This is a genomic window from Corallococcus sp. CA047B, from assembly GCF_003612065.1.
Lineage (GTDB): Bacteria > Myxococcota > Myxococcia > Myxococcales > Myxococcaceae > Corallococcus > Corallococcus praedator.
In genome coordinates this window covers 1-22,627 of sequence record NZ_RAWD01000151.1, presented here as the reverse complement: position 1 = coordinate 22,627, position 22,627 = coordinate 1, and the positions used below count along the sequence as shown (strand labels likewise).

19 protein-coding genes and 1 pseudogene are annotated in these 22,627 nt (G+C 70.7%); 10 read left to right on the top strand and 10 right to left on the bottom strand.

Going from position 1 to position 22,627, the window contains the following annotated elements; all coding sequences use genetic code 11:
- From D7X74_RS22800 to nhaA, 4 genes are all read right to left on the bottom strand, one after another.
- The coding region (locus D7X74_RS22800) for a hypothetical protein (RefSeq protein WP_199741880.1) at nt 1–543 on the bottom strand (543 nt) is incomplete at its 3' end.
- Nucleotides 543–1,004 carry a hypothetical protein gene (locus D7X74_RS22795; protein ID WP_147444361.1) on the bottom strand — a complete coding sequence of 154 codons (462 nt, stop codon included), beginning with the start codon at nt 1,002–1,004 and terminating at the stop codon, nt 543–545. The genes D7X74_RS22800 and D7X74_RS22795, both read right to left, overlap by 1 nt.
- A gap of 184 nt (nt 1,005–1,188) precedes the next feature.
- The gene (locus tag D7X74_RS22790) at nt 1,189–2,871 is read right to left on the bottom strand and encodes an AarF/ABC1/UbiB kinase family protein (protein WP_120535102.1); all 1,683 of its coding nucleotides are present in this window, start codon (nt 2,869–2,871) and stop codon (nt 1,189–1,191) included.
- Nucleotides 2,868–4,220 (bottom strand): Na+/H+ antiporter NhaA, encoded by a 1,353-nt coding sequence (nhaA, locus tag D7X74_RS22785; protein WP_120535101.1) that lies wholly within the window; start codon nt 4,218–4,220, stop codon nt 2,868–2,870. The genes D7X74_RS22790 and nhaA overlap by 4 nt, the downstream gene beginning before the upstream one ends.
- 151 nt (nt 4,221–4,371) lie before the next feature.
- Between nhaA and mutS the strand changes: the two genes are divergently transcribed.
- Nucleotides 4,372–7,137 carry a DNA mismatch repair protein MutS gene (gene mutS / locus D7X74_RS22780; RefSeq protein WP_120535100.1) on the top strand — a complete coding sequence of 922 codons (2,766 nt, stop codon included), beginning with the start codon at nt 4,372–4,374 and terminating at the stop codon, nt 7,135–7,137.
- 21 nt (nt 7,138–7,158) lie between these two features.
- Here the strand turns inward: mutS and D7X74_RS45325 are convergent, their stop codons facing one another.
- Nucleotides 7,159–7,638 (bottom strand): immunity 52 family protein, encoded by a 480-nt coding sequence (locus D7X74_RS45325; protein WP_199741881.1) that lies wholly within the window; start codon nt 7,636–7,638, stop codon nt 7,159–7,161.
- A complete protein-coding gene (locus D7X74_RS45320; protein WP_370450793.1) occupies nt 7,613–7,876 on the bottom strand; it encodes an Imm52 family immunity protein in 264 nt (87 codons plus the stop codon). Before D7X74_RS45320 ends, D7X74_RS45325 begins: the two co-directional genes overlap by 26 nt.
- 167 nt (nt 7,877–8,043) lie before the next feature.
- Between D7X74_RS45320 and D7X74_RS22770 the strand changes: the two genes are divergently transcribed.
- From D7X74_RS22770 to D7X74_RS22755, 4 genes are all read left to right on the top strand, one after another.
- Nucleotides 8,044–8,316, top strand: coding sequence for a hypothetical protein (locus tag D7X74_RS22770; RefSeq protein ID WP_120535099.1), 273 nt, complete (start codon nt 8,044–8,046; stop codon nt 8,314–8,316).
- Between the two features lie 142 nt (nt 8,317–8,458).
- The gene (locus D7X74_RS22765; protein WP_120535098.1) at nt 8,459–9,226 is read left to right on the top strand and encodes a DUF3592 domain-containing protein; all 768 of its coding nucleotides are present in this window, start codon (nt 8,459–8,461) and stop codon (nt 9,224–9,226) included.
- Between the two features lie 125 nt (nt 9,227–9,351).
- Entirely contained in the window at nt 9,352–11,085 is a 1,734-nt protein-coding gene (locus tag D7X74_RS22760; RefSeq protein WP_120535105.1) for an N-acetylmuramoyl-L-alanine amidase, read from the top strand.
- A gap of 16 nt (nt 11,086–11,101) precedes the next feature.
- Entirely contained in the window at nt 11,102–14,674 is a 3,573-nt protein-coding gene (locus tag D7X74_RS22755) for a DEAD/DEAH box helicase (RefSeq protein ID WP_120535097.1), read from the top strand.
- A gap of 372 nt (nt 14,675–15,046) precedes the next feature.
- On the opposite strand, the gene thiD is transcribed toward D7X74_RS22755, so the two are convergent.
- From thiD to D7X74_RS22740, 3 genes are all read right to left on the bottom strand, one after another.
- A complete protein-coding gene (thiD, locus tag D7X74_RS22750; protein ID WP_120535096.1) occupies nt 15,047–15,856 on the bottom strand; it encodes a bifunctional hydroxymethylpyrimidine kinase/phosphomethylpyrimidine kinase in 810 nt (269 codons plus the stop codon).
- Between the two features lie 71 nt (nt 15,857–15,927).
- On the bottom strand, nt 15,928–16,983 hold the full coding sequence (locus D7X74_RS22745) for a hypothetical protein (protein WP_233602207.1): 1,056 nt from the start codon (nt 16,981–16,983) through the stop codon (nt 15,928–15,930).
- 142 nt (nt 16,984–17,125) lie between these two features.
- Nucleotides 17,126–17,776 (bottom strand): NADPH-dependent F420 reductase, encoded by a 651-nt coding sequence (locus D7X74_RS22740; RefSeq protein WP_120535095.1) that lies wholly within the window; start codon nt 17,774–17,776, stop codon nt 17,126–17,128.
- 102 nt (nt 17,777–17,878) lie between these two features.
- Here D7X74_RS22740 and D7X74_RS22735 point away from each other — a divergent pair, with 102 nt between their 5' ends.
- Entirely contained in the window at nt 17,879–18,778 is a 900-nt protein-coding gene (locus D7X74_RS22735; protein ID WP_120535094.1) for a LysR family transcriptional regulator, read from the top strand.
- On the opposite strand, the gene D7X74_RS22730 is transcribed toward D7X74_RS22735, so the two are convergent.
- A complete protein-coding gene (locus D7X74_RS22730) occupies nt 18,765–19,472 on the bottom strand; it encodes a TVP38/TMEM64 family protein (RefSeq protein WP_370450794.1) in 708 nt (235 codons plus the stop codon). The genes D7X74_RS22735 and D7X74_RS22730 overlap by 14 nt on opposite strands.
- Before the next feature lie 367 nt (nt 19,473–19,839).
- Here D7X74_RS22730 and D7X74_RS22725 point away from each other — a divergent pair, with 367 nt between their 5' ends.
- The 4 genes and pseudogenes from D7X74_RS22725 to D7X74_RS22710 all read left to right on the top strand — a co-directional run.
- Entirely contained in the window at nt 19,840–20,292 is a 453-nt protein-coding gene (locus D7X74_RS22725; protein ID WP_120535092.1) for a general stress protein, read from the top strand.
- 39 nt (nt 20,293–20,331) lie between these two features.
- Nucleotides 20,332–20,667 carry a hypothetical protein gene (locus D7X74_RS22720; protein WP_120535091.1) on the top strand — a complete coding sequence of 112 codons (336 nt, stop codon included), beginning with the start codon at nt 20,332–20,334 and terminating at the stop codon, nt 20,665–20,667.
- A 35-nt stretch (nt 20,668–20,702) separates the two neighbouring features.
- A complete protein-coding gene (locus tag D7X74_RS22715; RefSeq protein WP_233602206.1) occupies nt 20,703–21,956 on the top strand; it encodes a sodium:proton exchanger in 1,254 nt (417 codons plus the stop codon).
- Nucleotides 21,953–22,627: pseudogene (locus D7X74_RS22710) on the top strand (transporter); the annotation flags it as partial. The gene D7X74_RS22715 and the pseudogene D7X74_RS22710, both read left to right, overlap by 4 nt.

Here is a 22,627-nt window from a genome sequence, read left to right as displayed (position 1 = left end):
GGCGATGACGGCTTCCGGGGCGCGGCTCTTCTGGAGGCCCTTCTCCAGCGCCGTCCACTGGCGCTTCACGGACGCGGGCACCAGCTTCGCCGTCGCCGGGCGGGCCGCGGCGGGCGAGGCCAGGGCCTTGCCGTCCTTGCCGTTGCGCACGGTGAGGCGCACCTGCTGCTTCTTGCCCGTGGTGGACGTGTCCGCGACCAGGATGGCGCTCAGGCCCAGTTCGGAGGCCACGGCGGAGGCGCCAGCGGCCGTGGTGGGGTCCCGCCCCAGTCGTGACGCGGCGCTGCGCACGGCGGACTCGGGCACGATTTCATAGCGGGCCGGACGGCGGGCCAGCTCCGCTTCCAGCGCGTCGCGCGCGGCCTCCGCGTGCGGACCGGAGGCGAGCACCGCGACGCGGCGCGCCTCCGCCTGCTTCGCGGGCTTCTTCTTCGCGGACTGCGTCGTCTTCACCGGCTTCTTCGGCGCGGCATAGGCGACAGGCCCCAGGAGGAGGGCGGCGCCCAGCAAGGCGGTGAGGGAGCCGGAACGGGTGCGCGTCATCACGGCGAGCTCGGCTTTCCGTTGACCAGCCACTCGGTGAGGCAGGCGGTCTCCGCCGCGCTGAGCGGGTTGCCCTGCGGCATCTGCGTCCCACAGCCAGGGTTGGACGTCAGCTTCTTCAGGAAGAGCGAATTGGCCGGATTGGCGCTGTCCGCCACCGGCACGGAGCTGCACGTCGCGGAGGAGGTCGTCGTGTAGAGGCGCCCCGGAAGGCCCGTGGCCTGCAGGTCCAGGCCCGCGCCAATCTCCTTGCTGGAGGTGGAGTGACACGCGAAGCACTGCGCCTGGATGATGCCGGTGGCGGTGGTGCCGGCCGCGCAGGCGCTGGTGCCCCCGGTGAAGCGATCGGGATCATCCAGCCCGCCAGCACAGCCGGCGGAAGTGGCGAGGAGCGCGACCGCGAACAGCGAGGCCAGCGGGGCGCGGTGCGGACGACGGGCGGCGGTTGGGTTCGCGAACAAGACGACCACGTGGGCAAGAGGGGAGACGACAGGGCCCGCAGCCTACCCGGGCCGAGCATGACTGTGCACCCCTCAACGGATCCGTTCTCGCTCCCGTGACACGCGCTCCCCGGCCTGCCTGCCCGAGGCCGGGTGGGCCGGTGTCACACCCACCTCACCACGAGGGTCCTCCAGGCTCCGGACGCTAGCGGCGCTTCTTCAGGAAGCGGGTGACGCTCACCTTTCCGAAGCGGCCGCCGAACAGGTACCAGGTGAGCACCGCGCCGAAGAGCGCCGCCGCCACCGCGATGCCCACGATGCCCAGCACCGGCACGTTGCCGTACATGGGGGGCCGGGGCGCGAAGGCGATGAAGGCGCCCACGATGAAGCCGCACGCGCACAGGCCCAGGAACGCGATGACGGCCACGCTGCGCAGGTTCTCGTTGAGCTTGTCGAACTGTTCGGCGCGCACGGTGACGCTGAACTTGCCCGTCTCCAGGTCCAGGAGGATCTGCGACAGCTGCGTGGGCAGGTCCTGCGCCATGGACTGGAAGCGCAACAGCGTGCGCATCAGGCCCCCCTGGAGCTGGCTCGGATCATACCGCCCGGCCAGCAGCTCCTTCGCGTACGGCAGCGCGACCTCCAGGATGTTCATCTCCGGGTAGAGGCTGCGCAGCATCCCTTCCGTGGAGATGGAGGCGCGCGACAGGAGCGCGTACTCCTTGGGGATGCGGATGCGGTACTTCACCGCGAGATCCAACAGGTCCCTGAGCAGCGTGCGCGCGTCCACCTGGCCCAGGGTGGTGGGCAGGTGCTGGCCGAGGATGGACTCGATGTCGTTGCGAAAGCCCATCAGGTTGGCGCGCGCGTCGGGCACGCCCACGCGGTAGAGGATGCGCGCCACGGAGTCGCTGTCCTTGAGCGCCACCGCGAGGCACAGCATCACCAGCGTCTCCTGCATGGGGCGCGTGAGCCGGCCCACCACGCCGAAGTCCAGCAGCGCCAGCCGGTTGCCCTCCATGAGCAGCAGGTTCCCGGGGTGCGGGTCGCCGTGGAAGAGGCCGTCGTCGAAGAGCTGGCGGAAGCTGGCCTCCAGGATGTTCTGCGCCAGCTGCTTGCGCTCCGCCTCCGACAGCAGGGCGGGGTTGATCTTCTCCCCGCGGATGAACTCCAGCGTGAGCACGGTGCGGCTGGACAGCGGCGCGTGCACGCGGGGGATCTTCATGTACGGGCGGTCCTGGTGGGTCTCCAGGAACGCGCGGATGTTGGAGGCCTCGTTGACGAAGTCCAGCTCCTCGTGGATGGCCCGGTCGAACTCGTCCACGATGCCGGAGGGCGTGTAGATGCCCGTCTCCTCCACCACGGCCTCCAGCAGGCGCGCCAGCGAGCGCAGCACGCCCAGGTCCGCGTCGATGCGCTCGGCGATGCCCGGCCGCTGCACCTTGACGACGACCTCCTCGCCGTCCAGCGTCACCGCGCGGTGCACCTGCGCGATGGACGCGGCGGCGAGCGGCTCCGGATCCACGTGCGCGAACAGCTCGTGCACGTCCTTGCCCAGCGCTTCGCGGATCTGCGCGTGGATGGCCTCCAGGGGAATGGCCTCCACGTGGTCCTGGAGCGTGGCCAGCTCCTCCACGAACTCCGCGGGCAAGAGGTCCGCGCGGGTGGAGAGCACCTGGCCCAGCTTGATGAACGTGGGGCCCAGCTCCGCCAGGAAGAGGCGGAAGCGGCGCGCGGTGGACTCGCGCTGGGTCTCCGGGGAGACCTCCACCTTCTCCTTGCGGCCCAGCATGCGCCACACGCCCGCGCGGTCGGCCACCTCGCCGAAGCCATGGCGGGCGGCGATGACGGTGATCTGCCGGATGCGGTTGAGGTCCTGGAGGTTCATGGCGGAGGGGTGGACGCGATCGTGGGTCGGGCCACGTAGCGCAATAGCACGTACCCCACCACGGCGGAGAGCAGCGAGCCGGTGAGGATGCCCAGCTTCGCCTCCGCGAGCAGCGCCGGCTGTCCACTGAACGCCAATCCGCCCACGAACAGGGCCACCGTGAAGCCGATGCCCGCCACCACCGCCACGCCGTGCAGCTGCGCAAGGCTCGCGCCCGCGGGCAGGGGGGACACGCCCGCCTTCACCGCCGCCCAGGTGAAGAGGAAGATGCCCACCTGCTTGCCCACGAAGAGGCCGGCGATGATGCCCAGGGGCAGGGGCTTGAGCAGGTCCGAAAGGCCCACGCCGGACACGTCCACGCCGGAGTTGGCCAGCGCGAACAGCGGCACGATGCCGTACGCCACGAAGCCGTGCCACAGGTGGACGAAGCGGTTGAGCGGCGGCTCGATGTCCTCCAGCGCCTCCTCGATGTGCAGGAGCTGCGCGCCGCGCTGACCTTCGTCATCCGGCTGCGCCACGAGGCTCTTGATGTAGTCCGCCAGCTCCTCCAGCACCTCGCGCCCGGGGCGGGTGGGCCGCGCGGGGATGAAGAGGCCCAGCACCACGCCGGACAGCGTGGCGTGGATACCGCCGTGGTGCATGGCGTACCAGAGCGCCACGCCCGCGAGCGCGTACGCCAGGCCGTTGCGCACGTAGAAGCGGTTGAGCACCCAGAGCACCGCGCACACGCCCGCGCTGGCCGCGAGCCACTCCCCGTGCAGGCCGGTGCCGTAGAAGACAGCGATGACGAGGATGCCGCCGATGTCGTCGAAGATGGCGAGCGCGGTGAGGAACACCACCAGCCCGTGGCCCACGCGCGCCTTCACCAGCGTGAGGCACCCGATGGCGAACGCGATGTCGGTGGCCATGGGGATGGCCCAGCCGCCCTGCGCGGGGGTGCCGTGGGTGAAGGCCAGGTAGAGCGCGGCGGGCACCACCATGCCGCCCAGCGCGGCGATGAGGGGCAGCAGCGCGCGGGAGAAGGTGCGCAGCTCGCCGGAGGACAGCTCGCGTTTGATCTCCATCCCCACCAGGAAGAAGAACAGCGTCATCAGCCCGTCGTTGATGAGTTCACGGAAGGTGAACCCGCCGCCGTGGCCCGCCGCCTCCAGGCGCAGGGGCGCGTCGAACACGGCTGAATAGGAGCCGGCCCAGGGAGAGTTGGCCCATGCGAGCGCGGCCACCGCGCAGAGCGCCAGGAGGATGCCGCTGCTGGCCTCCAGGCGGAAGAACGCCTGCACGGGGGCGAGTGCGACCTTGAAGAGCGCGGGAACGGGCGGGCGGTTCGGCTTCGAGGAGGAGGTCGCCATGTCGGCGGGCAGACTGCCGGGGGAAGGTGGGGCTGCAAACCGTTTTCGGAAGGGGGCGTCCGGAAATGTCGGACATGGGTGGTAGGCAGACTCCCCAGGTAGGGGCTCCGGTTCGTTGATCCGGGCGTAGGGTCGTGGGAGAAGGTCGGGGATGGCGGTGACACAGCAGATGAAGACAGGCAAGGCGGCGGAGGTGGTGCTCGCCGAGGACGAAACGACCCCGGACGTCGGGACGAACGAAGCGCCCGCGGGGGCGCGGGAGATCGCGTCCCTGACGCCGATGATGCGCCAGTACCTGGAGGTGAAGGCGCTGCATCCGGACACGGTGCTCTTCTTCCGGATGGGCGACTTCTACGAGATGTTCTTCGAGGACGCGGTGAAGGCCTCGGAGCTGCTCCAGATCACCCTGACGGCGCGGTCCAAGGGGGCGGACAAGGTCCCGATGTGCGGGTTCCCGTACCACTCGGCGCGCCGGTACATCGCGAAGCTGATTGAGCACGGCCTGAAGGTGGCCATCTGCGAGCAGGTGACGGAGCCGGGCGCGGGGCCGGGCATCGTGCAGCGGGAGGTGACGCGGGTCATCACGCCCGGCATGGTGCTGGACGACGAGGTGCTGGAGCCACAGGCCAGCAACTTCCTCGCGGCCCTCTGCTGGGGCGAGGCGGGCTTCGGCGCGGCGCTGCTGGAGGCGTCCACCGGCGAGTTCTACACCTTCGAGGCGGCCAGCCTGTCGGAGCTGGTGGAGGGCCTGGCGCGCGTGGATCCTCGCGAGCTGCTGGTGCCGCAGGGGCAGCGCGAGGCGCCGGAGGTGGTGCAGGTGTGCCAGCGGCTGTCGCGCGCGCCGGCGGTGGCGGAAGGGGAGGGCGCGGCCTTCGAGCACACCCGGGCGGCGGCCTTCCTGCGCTCGCACTTCAACGTGCAGTCGCTGTCCGCGTTCGGGCTGGACGGCTCACCGCTGGCCACCGGGGCGGCGGGGGCGGCGCTGCGCTACCTGAAGGACACGCAGAAGACGGCGGCCGCGCACGTGGACCGGCTGTCGCGGCAGGAGAAGTCCGCGTGCCTGGTGATGGACGAGTCCTCGCGGGGCAACCTGGAGGTGCTCAAGAGCCTGCGCGACGGGGGCCGCAAGGGGTCGCTGCTGGGCGTGTTGGACAGGACCGCGACGGGGCTGGGGGCGCGCAAGCTGGCCCGCTGGCTGTCCGCGCCGCTGTGCTCGCTGCCGGAGATCCACGCGCGGCTGGACGCGGTGGAGGAGCTGGCCGGCAAGAGCGTGTGGCGCGAGGAGCTGGTGGCCACGCTCAAGGAGGTGGGCGACCTGGAGCGGCTGTGCGGCCGGCTGTCGCTGGGCGCGGGCAACGCGCGCGACTTGCGCGCGCTGGGGCTGTCGCTGTCGCAGCTTCCCCGGCTGGGCGCGGCGCTGGCGCGGTGTGACGCGGGGCTGCTCAAGTCCCTGGCGGGGCCGCTGGGGGCGCTGCCGGAGCTGGCGGACGTGCTGCTGCGGGCGGTGACGGACGAGCCGCCGGTGGTCCTCCGCGACGGCGGGTTCATCCGGCCGGGCTTCCACGCGGAGCTGGATGAGGTGGTGGCGCTGTCCACGTCCGGCAAGGACGTGCTCTTGCGCATCGAGCAGCGGGAGAAGGAGCGCACGGGCATCAGCTCGCTGAAGATCCGCTACAACAAGGTCTTCGGGTACTACCTGGAGGTGACGAAGGCGAACCTGCACGCGGTGCCCAAGGATTACATCCGCAAGCAGACGACGGTGGGCTCGGAGCGCTTCGTCACCGAGGAGCTGAAGGAGTACGAGGAGAAGGTCCTCACGGCGGAGGAGCGCCGCACGGTGCTGGAGTTGCAGCTCTTCGAGGAGCTGCGCGCGCGGGTGATTACCTGGGCGCCGGCCATCCGTTCCGCGGCGGAGGCGGTGGCCACGGCGGACGCGCTGGTGTCCTTCGCGCGGTGCGCTGCGGAGTACGGCTACACGCGGCCCCAGGTGGACGACACGGAGGGCCTGAGCATCACGGGCGGCCGGCACCCGGTGGTGGAGCGGATGCTGGGCGCGGGCGAGTCCTTCGTGCCCAACGACGTGCGGTTGGATCCAGAGGACGCGCAGCTGTTGATCATCACGGGCCCGAACATGGCGGGCAAGAGCACGGTGATGCGGCAGGTGGCGCTGACGGCGTTGATGGCGCAGGCGGGCTCGTTCGTGCCGGCGAAGGCGGCGCGCATCGGCTTGTGCGACCGGATCTTCACGCGCGTGGGCGCGGCGGACAACCTGGCGCGCGGGCAGTCCACGTTCATGGTGGAGATGACGGAGACGAGCCACATCCTCCACCACGCGACGCGCCGCAGCCTGGTCATCCTGGATGAGATTGGACGCGGCACGTCCACGTATGACGGTCTGTCGATTGCGTGGGCGGTGGCGGAGCACATCCACGACAAGGTGGGGGCGCGCTCGCTGTTCGCGACGCACTACCATGAGCTGGTGGACCTGGCGCGCGAGCGGCCCCGGGTGAAGAACCTGTGCGTCGCGGTGAAGGAGCAGGGCGGCAAGGTCATCTTCCTGCGCAAGCTGATTCCGGGCGGGGCCAGCCGCTCCTACGGCATCGAGGTCGCGAAGCTGGCGGGCCTGCCACCGGAGGTGGTGTCGCGGGCGCGGGAGCTGCTCCAGAACCTGGAGTCGGGTGAGCTGGATGACGCGGGGCGGCCCCGGGTGGCGGTGCGCTCCACGGCGAAGCGCTCGCCCGTGAACGCGGGGCAGTTGGGATTGTTCGGGGGCGCGGCTCCGGTGGTGGTGCCTCCGGCGCCGCCTGTGCATTCGGAGGTGTTGGAGGCGCTGCGGGCGGCGTCGGTGGACCGGATGACGCCGCTGGAGGCGCTCAACCTGCTGGCGAAGCTGCAGCGGGAGCTGGGAACTTCCTGAGTCGCGGGCTCCGTGCCGCGCTCACGAGGGCGCGGCATGGAGCGGCTTCAGCAGTCCCGCCTGATCCAACCGTTCCCGGACTTGCGCGGCGAGCGCGACATGCTCCGGGCGGGTGGACGTGAAGCGCTCAGGCGTCAAGACGATGAGCGTCTCCTTGTCCTCCACGGGTTCGACGTGCACGGGGGCCGGCAGTGAGGGCACCGCCCCTCGTTGCCGAGCCAGGTACGTCACCCAGCCGACGAAGGTGCCAACGTCAGCGAACTCCGACACCCTGTCCCGGTGTTCGTCGGAGGTGACGACGCCCCAGGATGGTTCCCAGGCGAGTGCCATCGCGCGCAACGTCTGGGTGAGCGTTGAAGCGCGAAGAATCCGTTCAGAGGTGGGGCCTCGTGACGGAGGCGTCAAAAGACAGAGATCCGCTGTGTCGGGAGACGGAGCACCGCAGGAGAAATGGACGACACTGGTTGCTTCGGACTCACCATTCCAGGCGGCAAAGGAGATCTCCCCCTCCGCCCAGTTGGTAATTGCTCTTCCTGAGCAGTCCGCGAATTGCTTCAGCGTCCGGTGTGAACCGTCCCTGGAGCGCGGCCTCCCGGGAGGCCGCTTGCTCGAACCAACTGGCAAGACTTGGATCCAGGGACGCCAGTCGCTGAAAGAGGTTCTCAGCGCGCCGGGCGTAGGACTCCAGCGGTTCAGACCGACCGGGCCAATACACGCCTGCGTAGTAGGTGTCGGTCATTTCAATCAGAGGGGTGAACAGAACTCATCGCTGCTCCTGACTCAAGGAAGGGGAGGTGGGGTCGAAACGGCCATCCCTGTCCCAGGGATGGCTCCCATGTCTTTCCCGGTGGCGACGGCAATGTCTACACGTACCTCCTGCCCGACAATTCCTGGAACGAGTACGGCGTGACCTTCCACAACCAGCCGGCCGTGGCCGGGTCGCCCCTGGGCGCGTGGTTCCTCTGGTTCCCCGGCAACGTGGACCAGCCGTTCGAGCAGGTGGGTGTCAATGACAGCCCCGAGCTGATTCCCGCGGTGCAGACAGCGTCGGACGCGACCGACCGGCGCATCTCCTTGCGGATCTCCGGCGCCCCGTATGGGTATCTCAGCTACTACAACTCACGCGAGGTCGAGGACGCGTCGAAGCGCCCTCACCTCGAAGTGACCTACACGCCGTGATTCACGGGTCCGCTCCGGACGCAGGGAGGATCCGCGTCCGGAGCGGGCTGCCCCGGGGCCCATCCGGTGTGCACCGGCGGTGCGCTGGAGCCGAGTGGGAAAGGGGCACGGTTCGAAGGGGTGCAGTAGGCTCGCGGGCCCTATGCAATTCGCCATTCCCCATGCTCCCCGCCGTGTGCGTCTGGCCCAGGTCCCCGGGGCGGTGGCTCGGTTGGTGCGCGGGGTGCTCGTGGCCCTGGGCGTGATGGCGGTGCTGGGGCTGGGCATCGGGTGGGTGGGGCGCTTCTTCGTGGAGGAGCAGCGCTTCGCGGCCCGCGCGGAGGAGGTGGCGGCGCTGGTGGCCCGCAGCCATGTCCCGCCTGCGTCGGATCGCGAGGACGCGGAGGGCACGCTGGATGTCCTCTACACGTTCGCGGACGTGGAGCACTCCGTGTCGGGCGTCCGCACCCGCGCGGACTTCGCGGCGGGCATGGGGCATGGCTCGCAGGTGATGCTGCTGGTGGATCCGGAGCACCCGGGGATGCCTCGCGAGGCCGCCCATGCTCGCGCGCGGGCGTCCCGCATGGGCTGGCTGCCCTGGGGCATGGCCCTGGGCGCGCTGGTGGCCGCCGCGGGCTTCGGCTGGGAGGTGCGCCGGCTGTGGCGCAAGGAGGTGGTGCCCCTGCGCCTGGGCGCGCTGGTGTGGCTCACCCCGGACGACGGCTCTCTGCCGGAAGGCAAGGGCGAGGCGGAGTTCCCCGCGCACTACTTCCGCCAGGACGTGAAACAACCCGTGCGGGCGCGCTGCCGCCCCCAGCGCGCCCCCGTGCGCAATGGCGGCAAGGTGCTGGCGGCCGTCGTCCCGAGCGAGCCTGGGTGGTGTCGGGTCATCGACGAAGAGCTGGCGCGTCAGCTGGGCTGGGTGCGCTGAAGCACGCCCAGGCAGGGCCGAAAAGTTGCCGGGCTCCAGGCGCCGTGTGACACACGCCTGTAGCTCTGCAACGTCTGGAGGCCTTCGTGCGCGTACGCTTCTCCCACCTCGTGCTGCCCGTGCTGATGCTCATGGCGCCGAACGCCGTCGGGGCCAGCAAGCGCAACGAGGCCGAGGAGGCGTACCAGCAGGCCCGCCGCGCCTACTACGCCCTCAAGGACGACGCGTCCCGCCGCAAGCTGCGCCACCACTGGCTCAACGTGGTGCACCGCTTCGAGGCCGTGGCCAGCCACTACCCCAAGAGCGACCGCGCCCCGGATGCCCTCTTCACCGCGGGCGATCTGCTCCAGGAGCTGAGCCGCATCTCGTTCGTGGAGGGGGACCTCCAGTCCGCCATCAGCGATTACTCGAAGCTGCTGGAGGCGCACCCCAAGCACCGGCTGGCGGATGACGCGGCGCTGGCGCTGGCGCGCATCCACGTCAACCGCCTGGACAAGCCGGACGCCGCGCGCAAGGTCCTCACCGAGTCGCTGGCCACCAACCCCAAGGGCGACCAGGGCAAGGAGCTCAAGGCGCTGCTGGCCTCGCTGCCCCCGTCCAACAAGGCGCCCTCCGCGAAGCCGACCGTGAAGCCGCTGCCCCCGACCCGGTCCCCCCAGGGCACCGCCGTCGCCGAGGCCTCGGCGCAGGATCGCTCCGCCCTGGTGGATGCCATCACCAAGCTCGCCCGCGAGCCGTCGCCCGCGCTGACTCGCGTGGAGCCGACGGCCCCCGCCAGCGTCCCCACGAAGGAGCCCGCGGTGGTCATCGCGGATGCGCCCACCGTCGCGGACAAGGCCATGGAGGCGAAGGACGCCGCGAAGGCTCCCGCCGACGTGAAGGCCCCGGAGTCCAAGGGCCCCGAGGCCGTGGCCTCCATGCGTGGCACCGTGCTCCAGCCCGTGGTGAAGCCGGACACCCACGCCGAGCCCGCGTCCCGGCCGGAGTCGAAGCAGTCCGAGCCGGAGGTCGTCGCGTCGAAGCCTCCTCGCGCGGTGACGGTGTCGCCCATGCCGGAGGCCCCGCGTCCGGTGACGGCGCCGGTGGATGCGCAGGTGGCGCAGGCCCGGCTCAAGGCGGTGGCGAGGCAGTCGCGCAACGCGGAGCTGACGCTGGCGGAGCAGCTGGGGCTCAAGGTGCGCCGCGTGGTCATCGATCCGGGCCATGGCGGGCACGACTCGGGCGCGGTGGGCAAGGAAGGCACGAAGGAGAAGGAGGTCGCGCTGGCCATCTCCCGGAAGGTCGCGGACGGCCTGCGCGAGAAGGGCCTGGAGGTGGTGCTCACCCGCGACGACGACACCTTCATCCGCCTGGAGGACCGCGCGAAGCTGGCGAACGAGGCGCACGGGGACCTGTTCATCTCGGTGCACTGCAACTCGGCGGCGACGCACAAGCTGCGCGGCATCGAGACGTACACGCTCAACACGTCCGCGGACCGCTACTCCATCCGTCTGGCCGCTCGGGAGAACGCGTCCTCCGAGAAGGGCATCAGCGACCTGCAGTTCATCCTGGCGGACCTGGCCACGAAGGCGAACACCGAGGAGTCGTCGCGGCTGGCGAAGTCCGTGCAGCACAGCCTGGTGACGGGCCTGTCCACGAAGTACGACGGCATCAAGGACCTGGGCCACAAGGAGGCGCTGTTCTACGTGCTCCTGGGCGCGAAGATGCCGGCCATCCTGGTGGAGACGTCCTTCCTGTCGCACGTGGAGGACGAGAAGCGCCTGGCGTCCGAGCGCTACCAGGACGAAGTGGCGAAGAACATCGTGCTGGGAGTGGAAGAGTTCCTCGGAGACCGCCGCCGCGTGGCCAAGGTAGACTGACGCTCGCGTCGTCACCATGGCCGAGCAGTCTCCCCCGTCCGTCCCCCGTCCGTCGCAGGACCCGAATGCGCCCCCGTTCCAGACGGAGGCGGATTTGCGTGCGTGGCTGCGGGCGGAGGGCCTGGAGCACGTCTCCCGCCTGAGCCTCGCGCTGCTCACCCCGCGCGTGGAGGCCGCGTACCTGCCGCAGGTGCGCGCGGTCATCTCCCGCCGCCGGCTGGTGGAGCTGCTGGCCACGGACTCGCTCGACCGGTGGACGGCGGAGATGCTGCCCACGCCGCGCATGAGGGATCTGCTGCCGAAGCTCGCCTGGCGCTACGTGGAGGAGGAGCGGGCAGGCGCAGCCGAAGCGCGCGCCTCGCTGGCCGAGCGCCTGGCGCCTCCCGCTGATCCGCGTACACACCCGGTCCACGGGATGCTGATCGCGTGGCGGGCCCTGGTGCCGCCGGGCGTGGCGCCGCGCCCGGCGCGCGCGCTGTCGCTGGACGCGCTGGTGGAGGAGCCGGAGCCGCCGGGCTTCCGCCTCAAGGAGACGCGCATCTCCGAGCTGCCGGTGGGCCCGGCGCCCAGTGTCTTCATCCTGCCGGACGCGCGGCTGACGTTCAGTCCCTCGGCGCTCACGGTGGAGTGTTCGTGCGGCGCGACGTTCTGCGTGCACCAGTTGGCGGCGGTGGACACCACGCTGCTCTGGTTGCGACAGCGCTTCACGGAGGCCTTCGGCGAGACGCTGGAGGAGCTGGTGCGGCCCCCGTGGGCGCGGACACTTCGCGCGCTGGAGCGGGCGGTGGAGGAGAGCCCGGGCGGTTCGGGCGGGGTGGAGATCTCCTGGCGCGTGGACGTCATCGACGGGTACGGCGTGGAGGTCTCGCCCTACGTGCACCGGCGCACGAAGAAGGGCCAGCGCACGCTGGGCGCGAAGCTGGGCCGCCGCAAACTGTTGCAGGAGTACGGCTCGCAGCTCACCGCGTCGGATTCGCGCATCGCCGCGCTGATGGCGGACAACGAGGCCCCGGCGTCACGCGCGCTGTTGTTCGAGCTCATCGACCATCCCCGCATCTACCTGGAGGGGCTGGATCCGGACCTGCTGGTGCGCATCGAGCGCCAGAAGGTGGGGCTCGTCGCCGAGGACCGGGGCGGCACCGTCGTGGTGAACGCGGGCGTGGACGGCACCGCGCTGCCGGCGGCGATGCTGGAGCGCGTGCGCAAGTCGCGGCCGGAGGAGGCGGTGTTCCTCTGGGATGAGGGGCAGCGCCTGCTCACCGTGCTGGACGTGAGCCCGGAGGTGCGCGCGCTCACCACGGTGCTGCTGCGCCACGGCAACGCGTTCCCCCCGGAGAGTCACGGCCCGCTGTTGGAGCAGCTCTCCAAGTTCTCCATGCGCCTGCCGGTGGCCATGCCCCGCAGCGTGATGGGCGAATCCGTGGCGCCCGGGCAGCATCCGGTGCTCCGGTTGGAGGGACAGCCCGGGGGCGGGGTGCGTCTGGAGTTGCGCCTGCGCCCGCTGCCGGACGGGCCCTCGTTCCTGCCCGGTGAAGGGCCGCGCGACGTGCACGTTCGGCGTGGCACGGCGTCCTTCCACGCGGTGCGCGACTTCGGGCGGGAGCTGGCGGCGGCCTCGGCGCTCCAGGCCCAGTTGCCCTTGCACTCGGCGGAGCCGCAGGACCAGCCGTTCTGCTTCCTCTTCCACAGCGCGCAGGGCGGGCTGGCGGTGCTGGCCGTGTGCGCGGACTTCGAGCCCCGGCCGGAGCTGGAGTGGGTGGGCCCCTCCATGCGGCTCGTGGAGAAGCGGGGCGCGCAGGACCTGAAGGTCGTGCTCCAGCGCAAGCGCGACTGGTTCGGTGTGCTGGGCGGGCTGGCGGTGGAGGGCGAGCGGGTGGAGCTGGCGCGCCTGCTGGACGCCGCCCGGCGCAAGGAGCGCTTCGTCCAGGTGGACGCGAACACCTGGGTGGAGATCGAAGCGGCGCTGCGCGAGCACCTGGAGAAGCTGTCGGATCACACCTACGCGTCCCGCCACGGGCTGGAGGTGGGCCCGTCCGCGGCGGAGGCCCTGGCCGGGCTGGGCTCCGCGGGCGCGGACATCGACGCCGATGCGTCCTGGAAGACGCTGGTGGAGCGCATCTTCGCGGCGAAGGAGCTGAAGCCCAAGGTGCCGGCGTCGCTCAAGACGGAGCTGCGCGACTATCAGCACGAGGGTTTCCGCTGGCTCACGCGGCTGGCGTCGTGGAACGCGGGCGGGGTGCTCGCGGACGACATGGGCCTGGGCAAGACGGTGCAGGCGCTGGCGGTGCTGCTGGAGCGCGCGAAGCTGGGCCCCGCGCTGGTGCTGGCGCCCACGTCGGTGGCCTTCAACTGGCGGGACGAGGCGAAGCGCTTCGCTCCCTCGCTCAAGGTGACGCTCTTCTCCGAGACGGAGGATCGGGGCGGCACGCTGGAGCGGCTGGGCCCTCGCGACGTGCTGGTGCTCAGCTATGGCCTGCTCACGCGCGACGTGGAGCGGCTGGCCGCGCAGCGCTTCGCCACCATCGTCTTCGACGAGGCCCAGACGCTGAAGAACGCGGCCACGCACCGCTTCCGCGCGGCCCGGGCGCTCCAGGGGGACTTCAAGTTCGCGCTGTCCGGCACGCCCCTGGAGAACAACCTGGGCGAGCTGTGGGCGCTCTTCGCCGTCGTCTTCCCGGGCCTGCTGGGCAGCCTGGAGGCCTTCCGCGCCCGCTTCGCCGCGCCGATTGAACGTCAGGTGGATCCCACCGCCGCGCCCGCGCTGGCCCGGGTGCTCCAGCCGTTCCTCCTGCGTCGCACCAAGGCGCAGGTGGAGGCCCAGCTTCCGCCGCGCACCGACGTGCACGTGCCCGTCGTGCTGTCCGCGCCAGAGTGGACGCTTTACGAGGACGCGCGGCTGGCGGCCCTGTCGGACCTGGAGACGCGCAAGCCGAAGCTGAAGGAGCAGGAGCGGCGCATCGAGGTGCTGGCCGCGCTGACGCGGCTGCGGCTGCTCGCGTCCCACCCCCGGCTGTACGACCCGGTGTCCAAGCTGGAGTCCTCCAAGCTGGAGCGCTTCATGGAGCTCATCCAGGAGCTGCGCGAGGAGGGGCACCGTGCACTCGTGTTCAGCCAGTTCACGTCCCACCTGGCGCTGGTGCGCGAGGTGCTGGACGCGCAGGGCATCGCCTACGAGTACCTGGACGGGCAGACACCCGCCGGAGCGCGGGCCGACCGCGTGCGCGCCTTCCAGGAGGGCGACGCACCCCTGTTCCTGATCTCCCTCAAGGCGGGAGGCTTCGGCCTCAACCTGACGGCCGCCACCAGCGTCATCCACCTGGACCCATGGTGGAACCCGGCCGTGGAAGACCAGGCGTCCGACCGCGCCCACCGCATCGGGCAGCAGCGGCCCGTGACGGTGTACCGGCTGGTGGCTCGTGGGACCATCGAGGAGCAGATGCTCGCGCTCCATGAGCACAAGCGCGCCCTCGTGGCCGGCGTCCTGGAGGGCAAGGATGCGGCCGGGCGCCTGTCGACGCAGCAGCTGCTGGGGCTGCTCGCGCAGCGACTGCCGACCATCGACGTCGAGTCCGACGCGTCCAAGCACTGAGCCGGTTCCGGAGGAGGCTTCCCTGGGTTTTTCCCGGGGCCTTCGCACACCTGAACCGGCACTGAACAAACATTGAGGTAGTTTCGCGCTGCCTTTGGACTGAACGGTCGAGCAGTCCTGGGTTTCTGATCGCGCATGCCTACATGCAAGGGCGATCAGGTGGGGGAGGGTGGCAGCCTCCCAGGAGATCCAAGATGTAGGGAAAGCCGTGTCAATCCGCGCGCTGAACCGGCGTTGCCTACATGATCGGATTATCAGTGAGTCGGCGCCAACACCAAGACATATCAAATATCAAACATGTATCAATCATTGCTCATTAAATCCAGACAGAGGATGCAATTGATTGCATTGATATGCGTGATATTTGATGTTTCACGGCGGGTTCAGGGGGAAGAAGTGCCCGATGGGGCCGTTCCCGTGGCCCACGGCGAGCGGGTAGCGCAGCGCGGCCGTGACGTACTCCTTCGCGAGCCTCACGGCCTCCAGCGGCGCGCTGCCCAGGGCGAGCCGCGCGGCGATCGCCGCGGACAACGTGCACCCCGTCCCGTGCGTGTTCGGCGTCTCCACGGGCTCGATGGCGAGCGTCTCCAGGTGCTTGCCGTCGAACCACACGTCGGTGCCTCGCAGCGCGCCCTGCATGCCGCCGCCCTTCACCAGCACGGCACGGGGGCCCAGCGCGTGGATGCGCCGGGCCGCCTCGCGCATGTCCTCCAGCGTTTCGATGTCCATTCCCGCGAGCAGCCGCGCCTCATGGCGGTTGGGCGTGAGGATCGCGGACACAGGCAGCATCCGCGCCCGCAGCGCCGCCACCGCCGCGTCGTCGATGAGCTGCGAGCCCGCGCGCGACACCATCACGGGATCCACCACCACGGGCCCCATGGGGAGCAGGCCCATTTGATCCGCCACGGCCTCGATGATGCCCCGGTGGGCCAACATGCCCACCTTGACCGCGTCCACGCGCATGTCCGACGCCACGGCGGACACCTGCGCGGTGACGGATTCGGGCGGCAGCAGGTCCACGCGGGTCACCCCGCGCGTGTTCTGCGCGGTGATGGCGGTGAGCGCGCTGGTGCCGTGGACCCGGTGGAAGGAGAAGGTGCGGAGGTCCGCCTGGATCCCCGCGCCACCGCCGCTGTCCGAGCCGGCGATGGTGAGGGCGATGGGGACAGGGAAGGGCGTCATGGCGCGGCATCCTACCGGGGCCCGCCCGCTTCGCGTCCCGGAAGTAGCGCGCGCCTGCGTGCTTCAGGGCCTCAGAACTGGCCCTGGCGCGCCTGCTCGAAGCCCACGCGGTGCTTGAGGTACAGCGTGTCCAGCATGTGGTTGCTGATGGGGTTCGCGTTGCCGTCGGTGAAGCGGTGCACCACCGCGCCCTTGCCCGCGTCCTTGATGAAGGCCAGCGGATCCACGGAGCCGCCCAGGCCGGTAAGCGTGGGCACGGGGTCCGCGTTGTTGACGTAGTGCACGTACTTGGGGCCGTCCGGGTACGTCGTGGACGCGGCGCCGAAGGTCTCCACGCTCAGGTGGCCCATCTTCGCCTCGACCTGCGCGGGGGACAGCCCGTCTTCGATGCGCAGCCGCTTCGCCACGTCGTTGAGCGCGCGAGCGGTGATGAGGCCGCCCTGGCTGTAGCCCACCAGGTGCACGTCGCGGCCGGCCTTCAGCTCCGAGTAGAGCGTGTCCGCCAGCGTGTCCACGGCGGGGTTCTTGCCCTTGTCCAGCTTGTCCGTCACGCACTGGGCCAGGTCCTTCACCAGCCCTTCCGTCGCGTTGTGGATGCCCACCACCTTCGCGCCGGACGAGTCCGCCAGCGCCTGCATCTCGTTCACCTGCCCCGGCGTCGTCGTCATGATGCCGTTGACGTAGAGGATCGTCTTGTCGGGGTTGGGGTTGTTCTTCGGCGTGACGCCCGGAACGTCGCCCAGCTTCGTGCTGGAGGGCAGCGTCTTGCCGCCCGCGCCCACGAACATGCCGTCCTGCGCGCGGTCCGGCTTCGGGCCGCCGAAGAGGCTGGTGACCTCGCGCACCGTGGTGGCCTCGAAGACGCCCATGCCCATCTCGACGAAGCGGGGGATGTCCTTGATGCCACCCACCACCGCGTCGATGACGCCGCCCAGCAGCCCCTGGGTTCCCGCCTGCTTCGCGGCCGCCTGAGGCACCACGGTGTTCCGCTGGGCCGGGGAGGACTCGAAGGAGGACTTCTGGAAGGCGGGCTGGTGGGGCGCGGGCTTCGTGGCCGCCAGCGGCTCCGTCGTCTTCCGGGGAGAGGGGGGCACGGCGAGGGGACGGGTGCGGTCGATCGTGCTCATGAAAACCTCCAGCCACCGGGGGACGTGGGCTCAGGTAGGTTATCAGCGCCCTGCCCGGGAAGTTGCGTGTCCATGCCCGCGCCCCCGGGATTCCACCCCACGTCCCTGACGCATCAGGACAATTCCAGACAGCACCCAGCCATCAGCGCCGGGTGACGTGGATGTTGAAGTCGCCGGTGCCCAGGGTTCCCCACAAACGCAGCCAGAGCGGGAGGAACGCCTCGGTGCCCCGGGCGGTGGTGATGTCTCCCAGGTCGATGACGTGCTTCCAGCCGAAGCCCTCCGTGAGCAGCTGCTTCACGCGGGCCTTGGCGTCCGCGTCGTTGCCAGACACGAAGACGTCGTGATCTCCGGGCACGCGCGAGGGATCCACCATCACGTGGCAGTTCATGGTGTTGAGCGCCTTGACCACCTTGAGGGACGGGAAGGCGCGCTGCAGTTGTTCGCCCAGCGAATCCGTGGGGGCGGTGGACAGCACCGGCGGCATGCCCTTCGTGAAGTCGAGCGGGTTGGACACGTCCACCAGCACCTTGCCGCGCAGGGCCTCCTCGCCCGCGGCCTTCAGCACGTCCAGCGAGGCATTGCCCAGCGTGGCGTTGAAGAGCAGCTCCGAGAACGCCGCCGCGTCCGCGAACGTCCCCTGCGACGCCTTGCCCCCGGCCTTCTTCACCCACGCCGTGGCCTTCGGATTGTCCGCGGTGCGCGAGCCCATCCGCACCTCGTGGCCCAGTGCCACCAGCTTGCTGCCCAGCGCTTCACCCACCATGCCCGTGCCCAGGATCGCGATCCGCATGTCGACTTCCTCCGTGTGGACACCACGTTAATCGTCAACCCCGGGGTGGGGTGAGCACCCGGAAGTTGAACCATCGTCAACTCCGGGTTGACAATCTGGCCCATGGACCTGTTCACCGGGGTGTTGCCGTTCCTCCACGTCGCGGAGGAGCGGAGCTTCCGCAAGGCGGCGGAGCGCCTGGGCGTCACCGTGGCGGCGGTGAGCAAGGCGGTGCGGCGGCTGGAGGAGGAGCTGGGCGCGAGGCTCCTGGAGCGCACCTCGCGCCACGTGGCCCTCACCCCCGAGGGCGCGGCGTTCCTGGAGCGCGCGAAGGAGGCGGTGGCGCAGCTCCGGGCGGCGCGGGAGACGGTGTCCCAGGCCCACCTGGCGCCCCGGGGACCGCTGACGGTGACGCTGCCCTTCATCCTGGGGCCGGTGCTGTTGCCGCGACTGGCGAGGCTCCAGGCGCGTCATCCCCAGCTCACGTTGCACGTGCGGATGAGCGACCGGCTGAGCCGGTTGGTGGAGGAACAGGTCGACGTGGCCATCCGGCTGGGGGACCTGGAGGACTCCAGCCTCGTGGCGCGGCGGCTGTTGCGCACGCGCTGGATGACGCTCGCGTCACCGACCTATCTGGCGCGGCACGGAACACCGGAGCGCCCGTCCGACCTGGAGCACCATGCGTGCCTGAAGTTCGTGGATCCGCGCGGGCTCACCCGCGAGTGGCGTTTCCTGGAGGCTCCGGGCGGCGCGGAGGCCGTGGTGCGCACGCGCGCCTCCATCGACGTCGATCACGGCCCGGCGCTGCTGGAACTGGCCGCCGCCGGGGCCGGGCTCTGCCAGGTGCTGGACTTCATGAGCGATGCGCGGATGCGGGAGGGCACCCTGGTGGAGGTGCTCGCGGATCACGCGGCGCAGGGGCCGCCGGTCCACGCGCTGTGCCTGCCGGGACGTCAGGCCGTGCCCCGCGTCCGCGCGCTGCTCCAACTGCTCACGGAGGAGCTGCGCCTCACGGCGTGGTGAGCGGAACCTTGGCGCCCGCCAGCGCTCGGGCGGTCGCCGCGTCTCCGGCCTCCACTTCCGGAAGGGGAGCCTCCACGGCGGCTTCGTTGACCTCCTTGTAGAACCGGCGGCCGAAGACGACGCCCAGCACCAGCGAGACGACCATGCCCACCGCGGCCACCGCCGTCATCACCGTGCGGCCCTGCGCCAGCCCGCTGCCGAACTGCGCGGTGAGGAAGGTGCCGGGGATGGTGCCCAGCACCACGCCCAGCACGGAGGGCCAGAAGCGCGCGCCGCTCGCCGCGCCCGCCGCCAGCATGATGTCCGTGGGACACAGCGGGTTGATGCACGCCAGGAACGTGAACTGGAAGTCGTGGCGCTTCGCCGCCTTGGCGATCGCCGGATACTTGCTGCCGGCCAGCCGCTGCATCGGCCGGGTGCCCAGCTTGCGGGCAAGAAAGTAGAGCAGGGTGGCGGACAGGAAGCTGCCCGTTAGTGAATAGAGGGTTGCTGCGAGCGTCCCGAACATCATCCCACCCACCGCGGTGAGGACCTGTCCGGGCAGCAACGTCAGGGGCCGGATCGCCAGGAAGCCCACGTAGGCCAGGGGCGCGTAGTCGCCCAGGGGCAACAGCAGCTCGCGGATGGTGCGCTGATCGATGAAGTCCGGCCCCAACAGCCGGAGCATCACCAGACCGCCGATGGACACGACCATGGGTGCGAGGATCCGCAGCCAGGTCGACACCGCACTCCTGCCACTCGCCACCGCAACCTCCCCCAAGAGCGCCGGACGGTTGTGTCAGGCGTTGCGCACAAGGTGGGAACCGAGCAGGGAATCGGCAATGTGATCCGAATTGTTGTGAACAATGAGAGCGTCCTGCCGGGCAATCACCCGTCCAGTCCGGACGCCCAGCGTCCTCGACAAGCGCGCGGAATCCTTGGGGATTATGCATGCAATGTCAGGACAGAACGGCTGGCGGTGTACGGAGCTTGCTTGCATCGGGGCGCTTCCGTCCCAAGGTTTCAGGCAAGGGACACCGAGGCGCGGACGGGGTTGGTAGTCACCGAGAGGAGATACGGACATGTCGGACAAGGACAACAAGGGCAGCATGACGGTGGCCGAGGCGGGGCGTAAGGGCGGCGAGACGGTCCGCAACGAGCGCGGTCGCGAGTTCTACGAGACCATCGGCCGCAAGGGCGGCGCCACGGTGAAGGCAGAGCGCGGTCGCTCCTTCTACGAGGAGATCGGTCGCAAGGGCGGAGAGACCGTCAAGGCCGAGCGCGGTGCCAAGTTCTACGAGGAGATCGGCAAGAAGGGTGGCGACCGCGTCAAGGCCACCCGGGGACCGAACTTCTACGAGGAGATCGGCCGCAAGGGCGGTCAGAAGGTCAAGAAGCTCATCGAGGAAGGCAAGCGCGCGGCGCTGGCGGCGAAGAACGCCCAGGAAGCCGCCGCCGCGGGCGGAGCCGCACCCCAGCAGGAGGGGGCCGCTCCCGTCACGCCGCCGGAGCCGACCACGCCCGGCAACGAGTAACGGGGGACAGGACGCGCGCTCTTCCGGTATGAGGGTCGCGTGTACCTGGTCATCACGTTCCTCGAGCAGGTGGAGACGACCGAGCGGGCGATCGGTCGGCTCCGGGAGTTTGGCATCCCGGAGCCGCTGGTCATCCGGGCGCGCAGCGCGGCTGCCGCCCTGTCCGCGGAGGTGCCGGTGTTCGCCGGCCTGCGCAGCCTCGCGCTGGGCGCGGACGAGGACCGCATCGTGCTCGTGAGCGTGCTGCCCACCCTCCCCGCGGAGGAGATGGAGCGGCTGCTCCAGCGCGTGCAATTGGAAATGGACGCGGACGATCCGCCCATGGGTCGCCTGGTGGCCCTGCCCGTGCTGGCGGCCCCCACCCACCGGCGTTGATGACGCGCGGGGGCGCGCGGGTGTAAGCACCCCTGGTGCAAGCGCTGCTCGTCTTCCTCATCGTCGCGGCGTTGTCGCTGCTCGCGTCGAGCCGTTCGCTGCTCGACCCGGCCCGCTTCCCGGCCCTGGCGCAGCTGGCGGCGAGCGGCCTGCTGTTCCTCATCTTCGGTGCGCTGCTGGGGCCGTCCCTGCTGGGCGTGCTCACCGCGCGCAACCTGGACTCGCTCCGGCCCCTGGTGGCCCTGGGGCTGGGGACGGGGGGCGTGCTCTTGGGACTCAACCTGGAGCCCCGGCTCTTGCGCCTGTTGCCCCGGCCCGTCTACGCGGCGGCGGTGGCGCACGCGGGCACGGCCTTCCTGTTCGTGGCGCTGCCCCTGTCGGTGCCGCTGGTGCTGTCCATGGGCCTGCGTCCCCTGGTGGCGGTGGGCGCGGCGGCGCTGTTGGGCGCGGCGGCGAGCCTGTCCTCGGGCCACTTCGCGGTGCTGGGCTACCGCAACGGGCGGCTGGAGCGCTCGCGCGGGCTGGGCGTCGCGCTGCTCACGATGATGGACGACGCGGTGGGGCTGGGCGTGCTCGCGCTGGGGCTCGTGCTGGGCGCCACCGGCAACGCGGCGGAAGGGCTGGGCCTCTTGGGGCTGGCGCTGCTGCTGGGCGTGGCGTGCGGCGCGCTGCTGGCCTTCCTCACCCATTCGTTGAAGGACCCGGCGGAGCAGACCACGGTGACGCTGGGCATGGTGGCGCTGGTGGGCGGCGCGGCAGCGTACCTGCGGCTGTCGGCCCTGCTGGCCGGCGTGGCGTGCGGCGCGACGCTGGCGCTGATGGGCGGACGCACGGCGGAGCGGGTGGCCCGGGCGCTGTCGCGGGTGGAGCGCCCCACGTACCTGGTGCTGGTGTTCATGGTGGGCTGTCACCTGCACGCGCGCGACCTGGCGGCCTGGGCGCTCTTGCCCGCGTTCGTGGGCCTGCGGTTCGTGGGCAAGGTGCTGGGCGGCCACTTCGCGCAGCGGCTCACGCGGGGCGTGCTCGATCTGCCCCCGCAGTTCGGCTACGCGCTCATCGCCCAGGGCGGCCTCGCGCTGTGCATCGTCGCGGAGTACGTGCTGCTGGTGCCGGGCTCGCTGTCGCAGCGGGTGCTGGACGTGGTGGCGGTGGGCGCGGTCGTCAACGAGATGCTCGCGCACGGCGCCTTCCGGCACGTGCTGGGCGCGGAGCAGATGCCCCGGAAGACGGACGCTCCGCCCGCGGCCCCTGGCGATGCCCCGGGCAGTGACGCGGGGGTGGCGACGTGAAGGGGTCCGTCTTCCGGCTGCTGCTGCTGGTGGCGCTGCTCGCGGCCATCACCCAGGCCCAGGCGATGCGCGCGGACGCGGGCACGCCCGTGCTGCTGGCGGCGGGCGCGCTGCTGTTGTGCGGCCTGTTCGCGGGCAAGGTGGCCAAGGGCCTGGGCCTGCCGCGCCTCACCGGCTACCTGCTGGTGGGCGTGGCGGTGGGGCCCTACGCGCTGGGCTTCATCCCGGGCGCGGGCGTGAAGGGGCTGGAGCTGGTGAAGGGGCTGGCGGTGAGCCTCATCGCGTTGGTGGCGGGCACGGAGCTGCACCTGGGCCTCCTGCGACGCGTGGGCGCGCGCGTGGCCCTGCTCTGCGCGGCGGTGTGCGGGGCGACGTTCGTGGTGTGCTTCGGGGCGACGTTCGCGCTCAAGCCATTCCTGCCGTTCCTCGCGCCGCTGACGCTGCCCCAGGCGCTGGCGGTGAGCGCGCTCCTGTCCACGGTGATGGTGTCGTTCTCTCCCACGGTCACCATCGCCATCGTGCAGGAGACGTCCGCCAAGGGCTCGTTCACGGAGTTCCTGATGGCGCTGGTCATCATCGGGGACCTGTTCGTGATGGTGGCCTTCGGGCTGGCGGCGGGCATCACCCGGGCGACGTTCGGCGACGGGCTGGACGTGGCGGCGCTGGTGGGC

Bases quoted from the DNA above. Each gene is read 5' to 3' on its own strand.
- D7X74_RS22790 (WP_120535102.1), bottom strand. From the start codon at position 2,871: ATGAACCTCCAGGACCTCAACCGCATCCGGCAGATCACCGTCATCGCC.
- nhaA (WP_120535101.1), bottom strand. From the start codon at position 4,220: ATGGCGACCTCCTCCTCGAAGCCGAACCGCCCGCCCGTTCCCGCGCTC.
- mutS (WP_120535100.1), top strand. From the start codon at position 4,372: ATGGCGGTGACACAGCAGATGAAGACAGGCAAGGCGGCGGAGGTGGTG.
- D7X74_RS45320 (WP_370450793.1), bottom strand. From the start codon at position 7,876: ATGACCGACACCTACTACGCAGGCGTGTATTGGCCCGGTCGGTCTGAA.
- D7X74_RS22765 (WP_120535098.1), top strand. From the start codon at position 8,459: ATGCAATTCGCCATTCCCCATGCTCCCCGCCGTGTGCGTCTGGCCCAG.
- D7X74_RS22760 (WP_120535105.1), top strand. From the start codon at position 9,352: ATGCTCATGGCGCCGAACGCCGTCGGGGCCAGCAAGCGCAACGAGGCC.
- D7X74_RS22755 (WP_120535097.1), top strand. From the start codon at position 11,102: ATGGCCGAGCAGTCTCCCCCGTCCGTCCCCCGTCCGTCGCAGGACCCG.
- thiD (WP_120535096.1), bottom strand. From the start codon at position 15,856: ATGACGCCCTTCCCTGTCCCCATCGCCCTCACCATCGCCGGCTCGGAC.
- D7X74_RS22745 (WP_233602207.1), bottom strand. From the start codon at position 16,983: ATGAGCACGATCGACCGCACCCGTCCCCTCGCCGTGCCCCCCTCTCCC.
- D7X74_RS22740 (WP_120535095.1), bottom strand. From the start codon at position 17,776: ATGCGGATCGCGATCCTGGGCACGGGCATGGTGGGTGAAGCGCTGGGC.
- D7X74_RS22735 (WP_120535094.1), top strand. From the start codon at position 17,879: ATGGACCTGTTCACCGGGGTGTTGCCGTTCCTCCACGTCGCGGAGGAG.
- D7X74_RS22730 (WP_370450794.1), bottom strand. From the start codon at position 19,472: ATGGTCGTGTCCATCGGCGGTCTGGTGATGCTCCGGCTGTTGGGGCCG.
- D7X74_RS22725 (WP_120535092.1), top strand. From the start codon at position 19,840: ATGTCGGACAAGGACAACAAGGGCAGCATGACGGTGGCCGAGGCGGGG.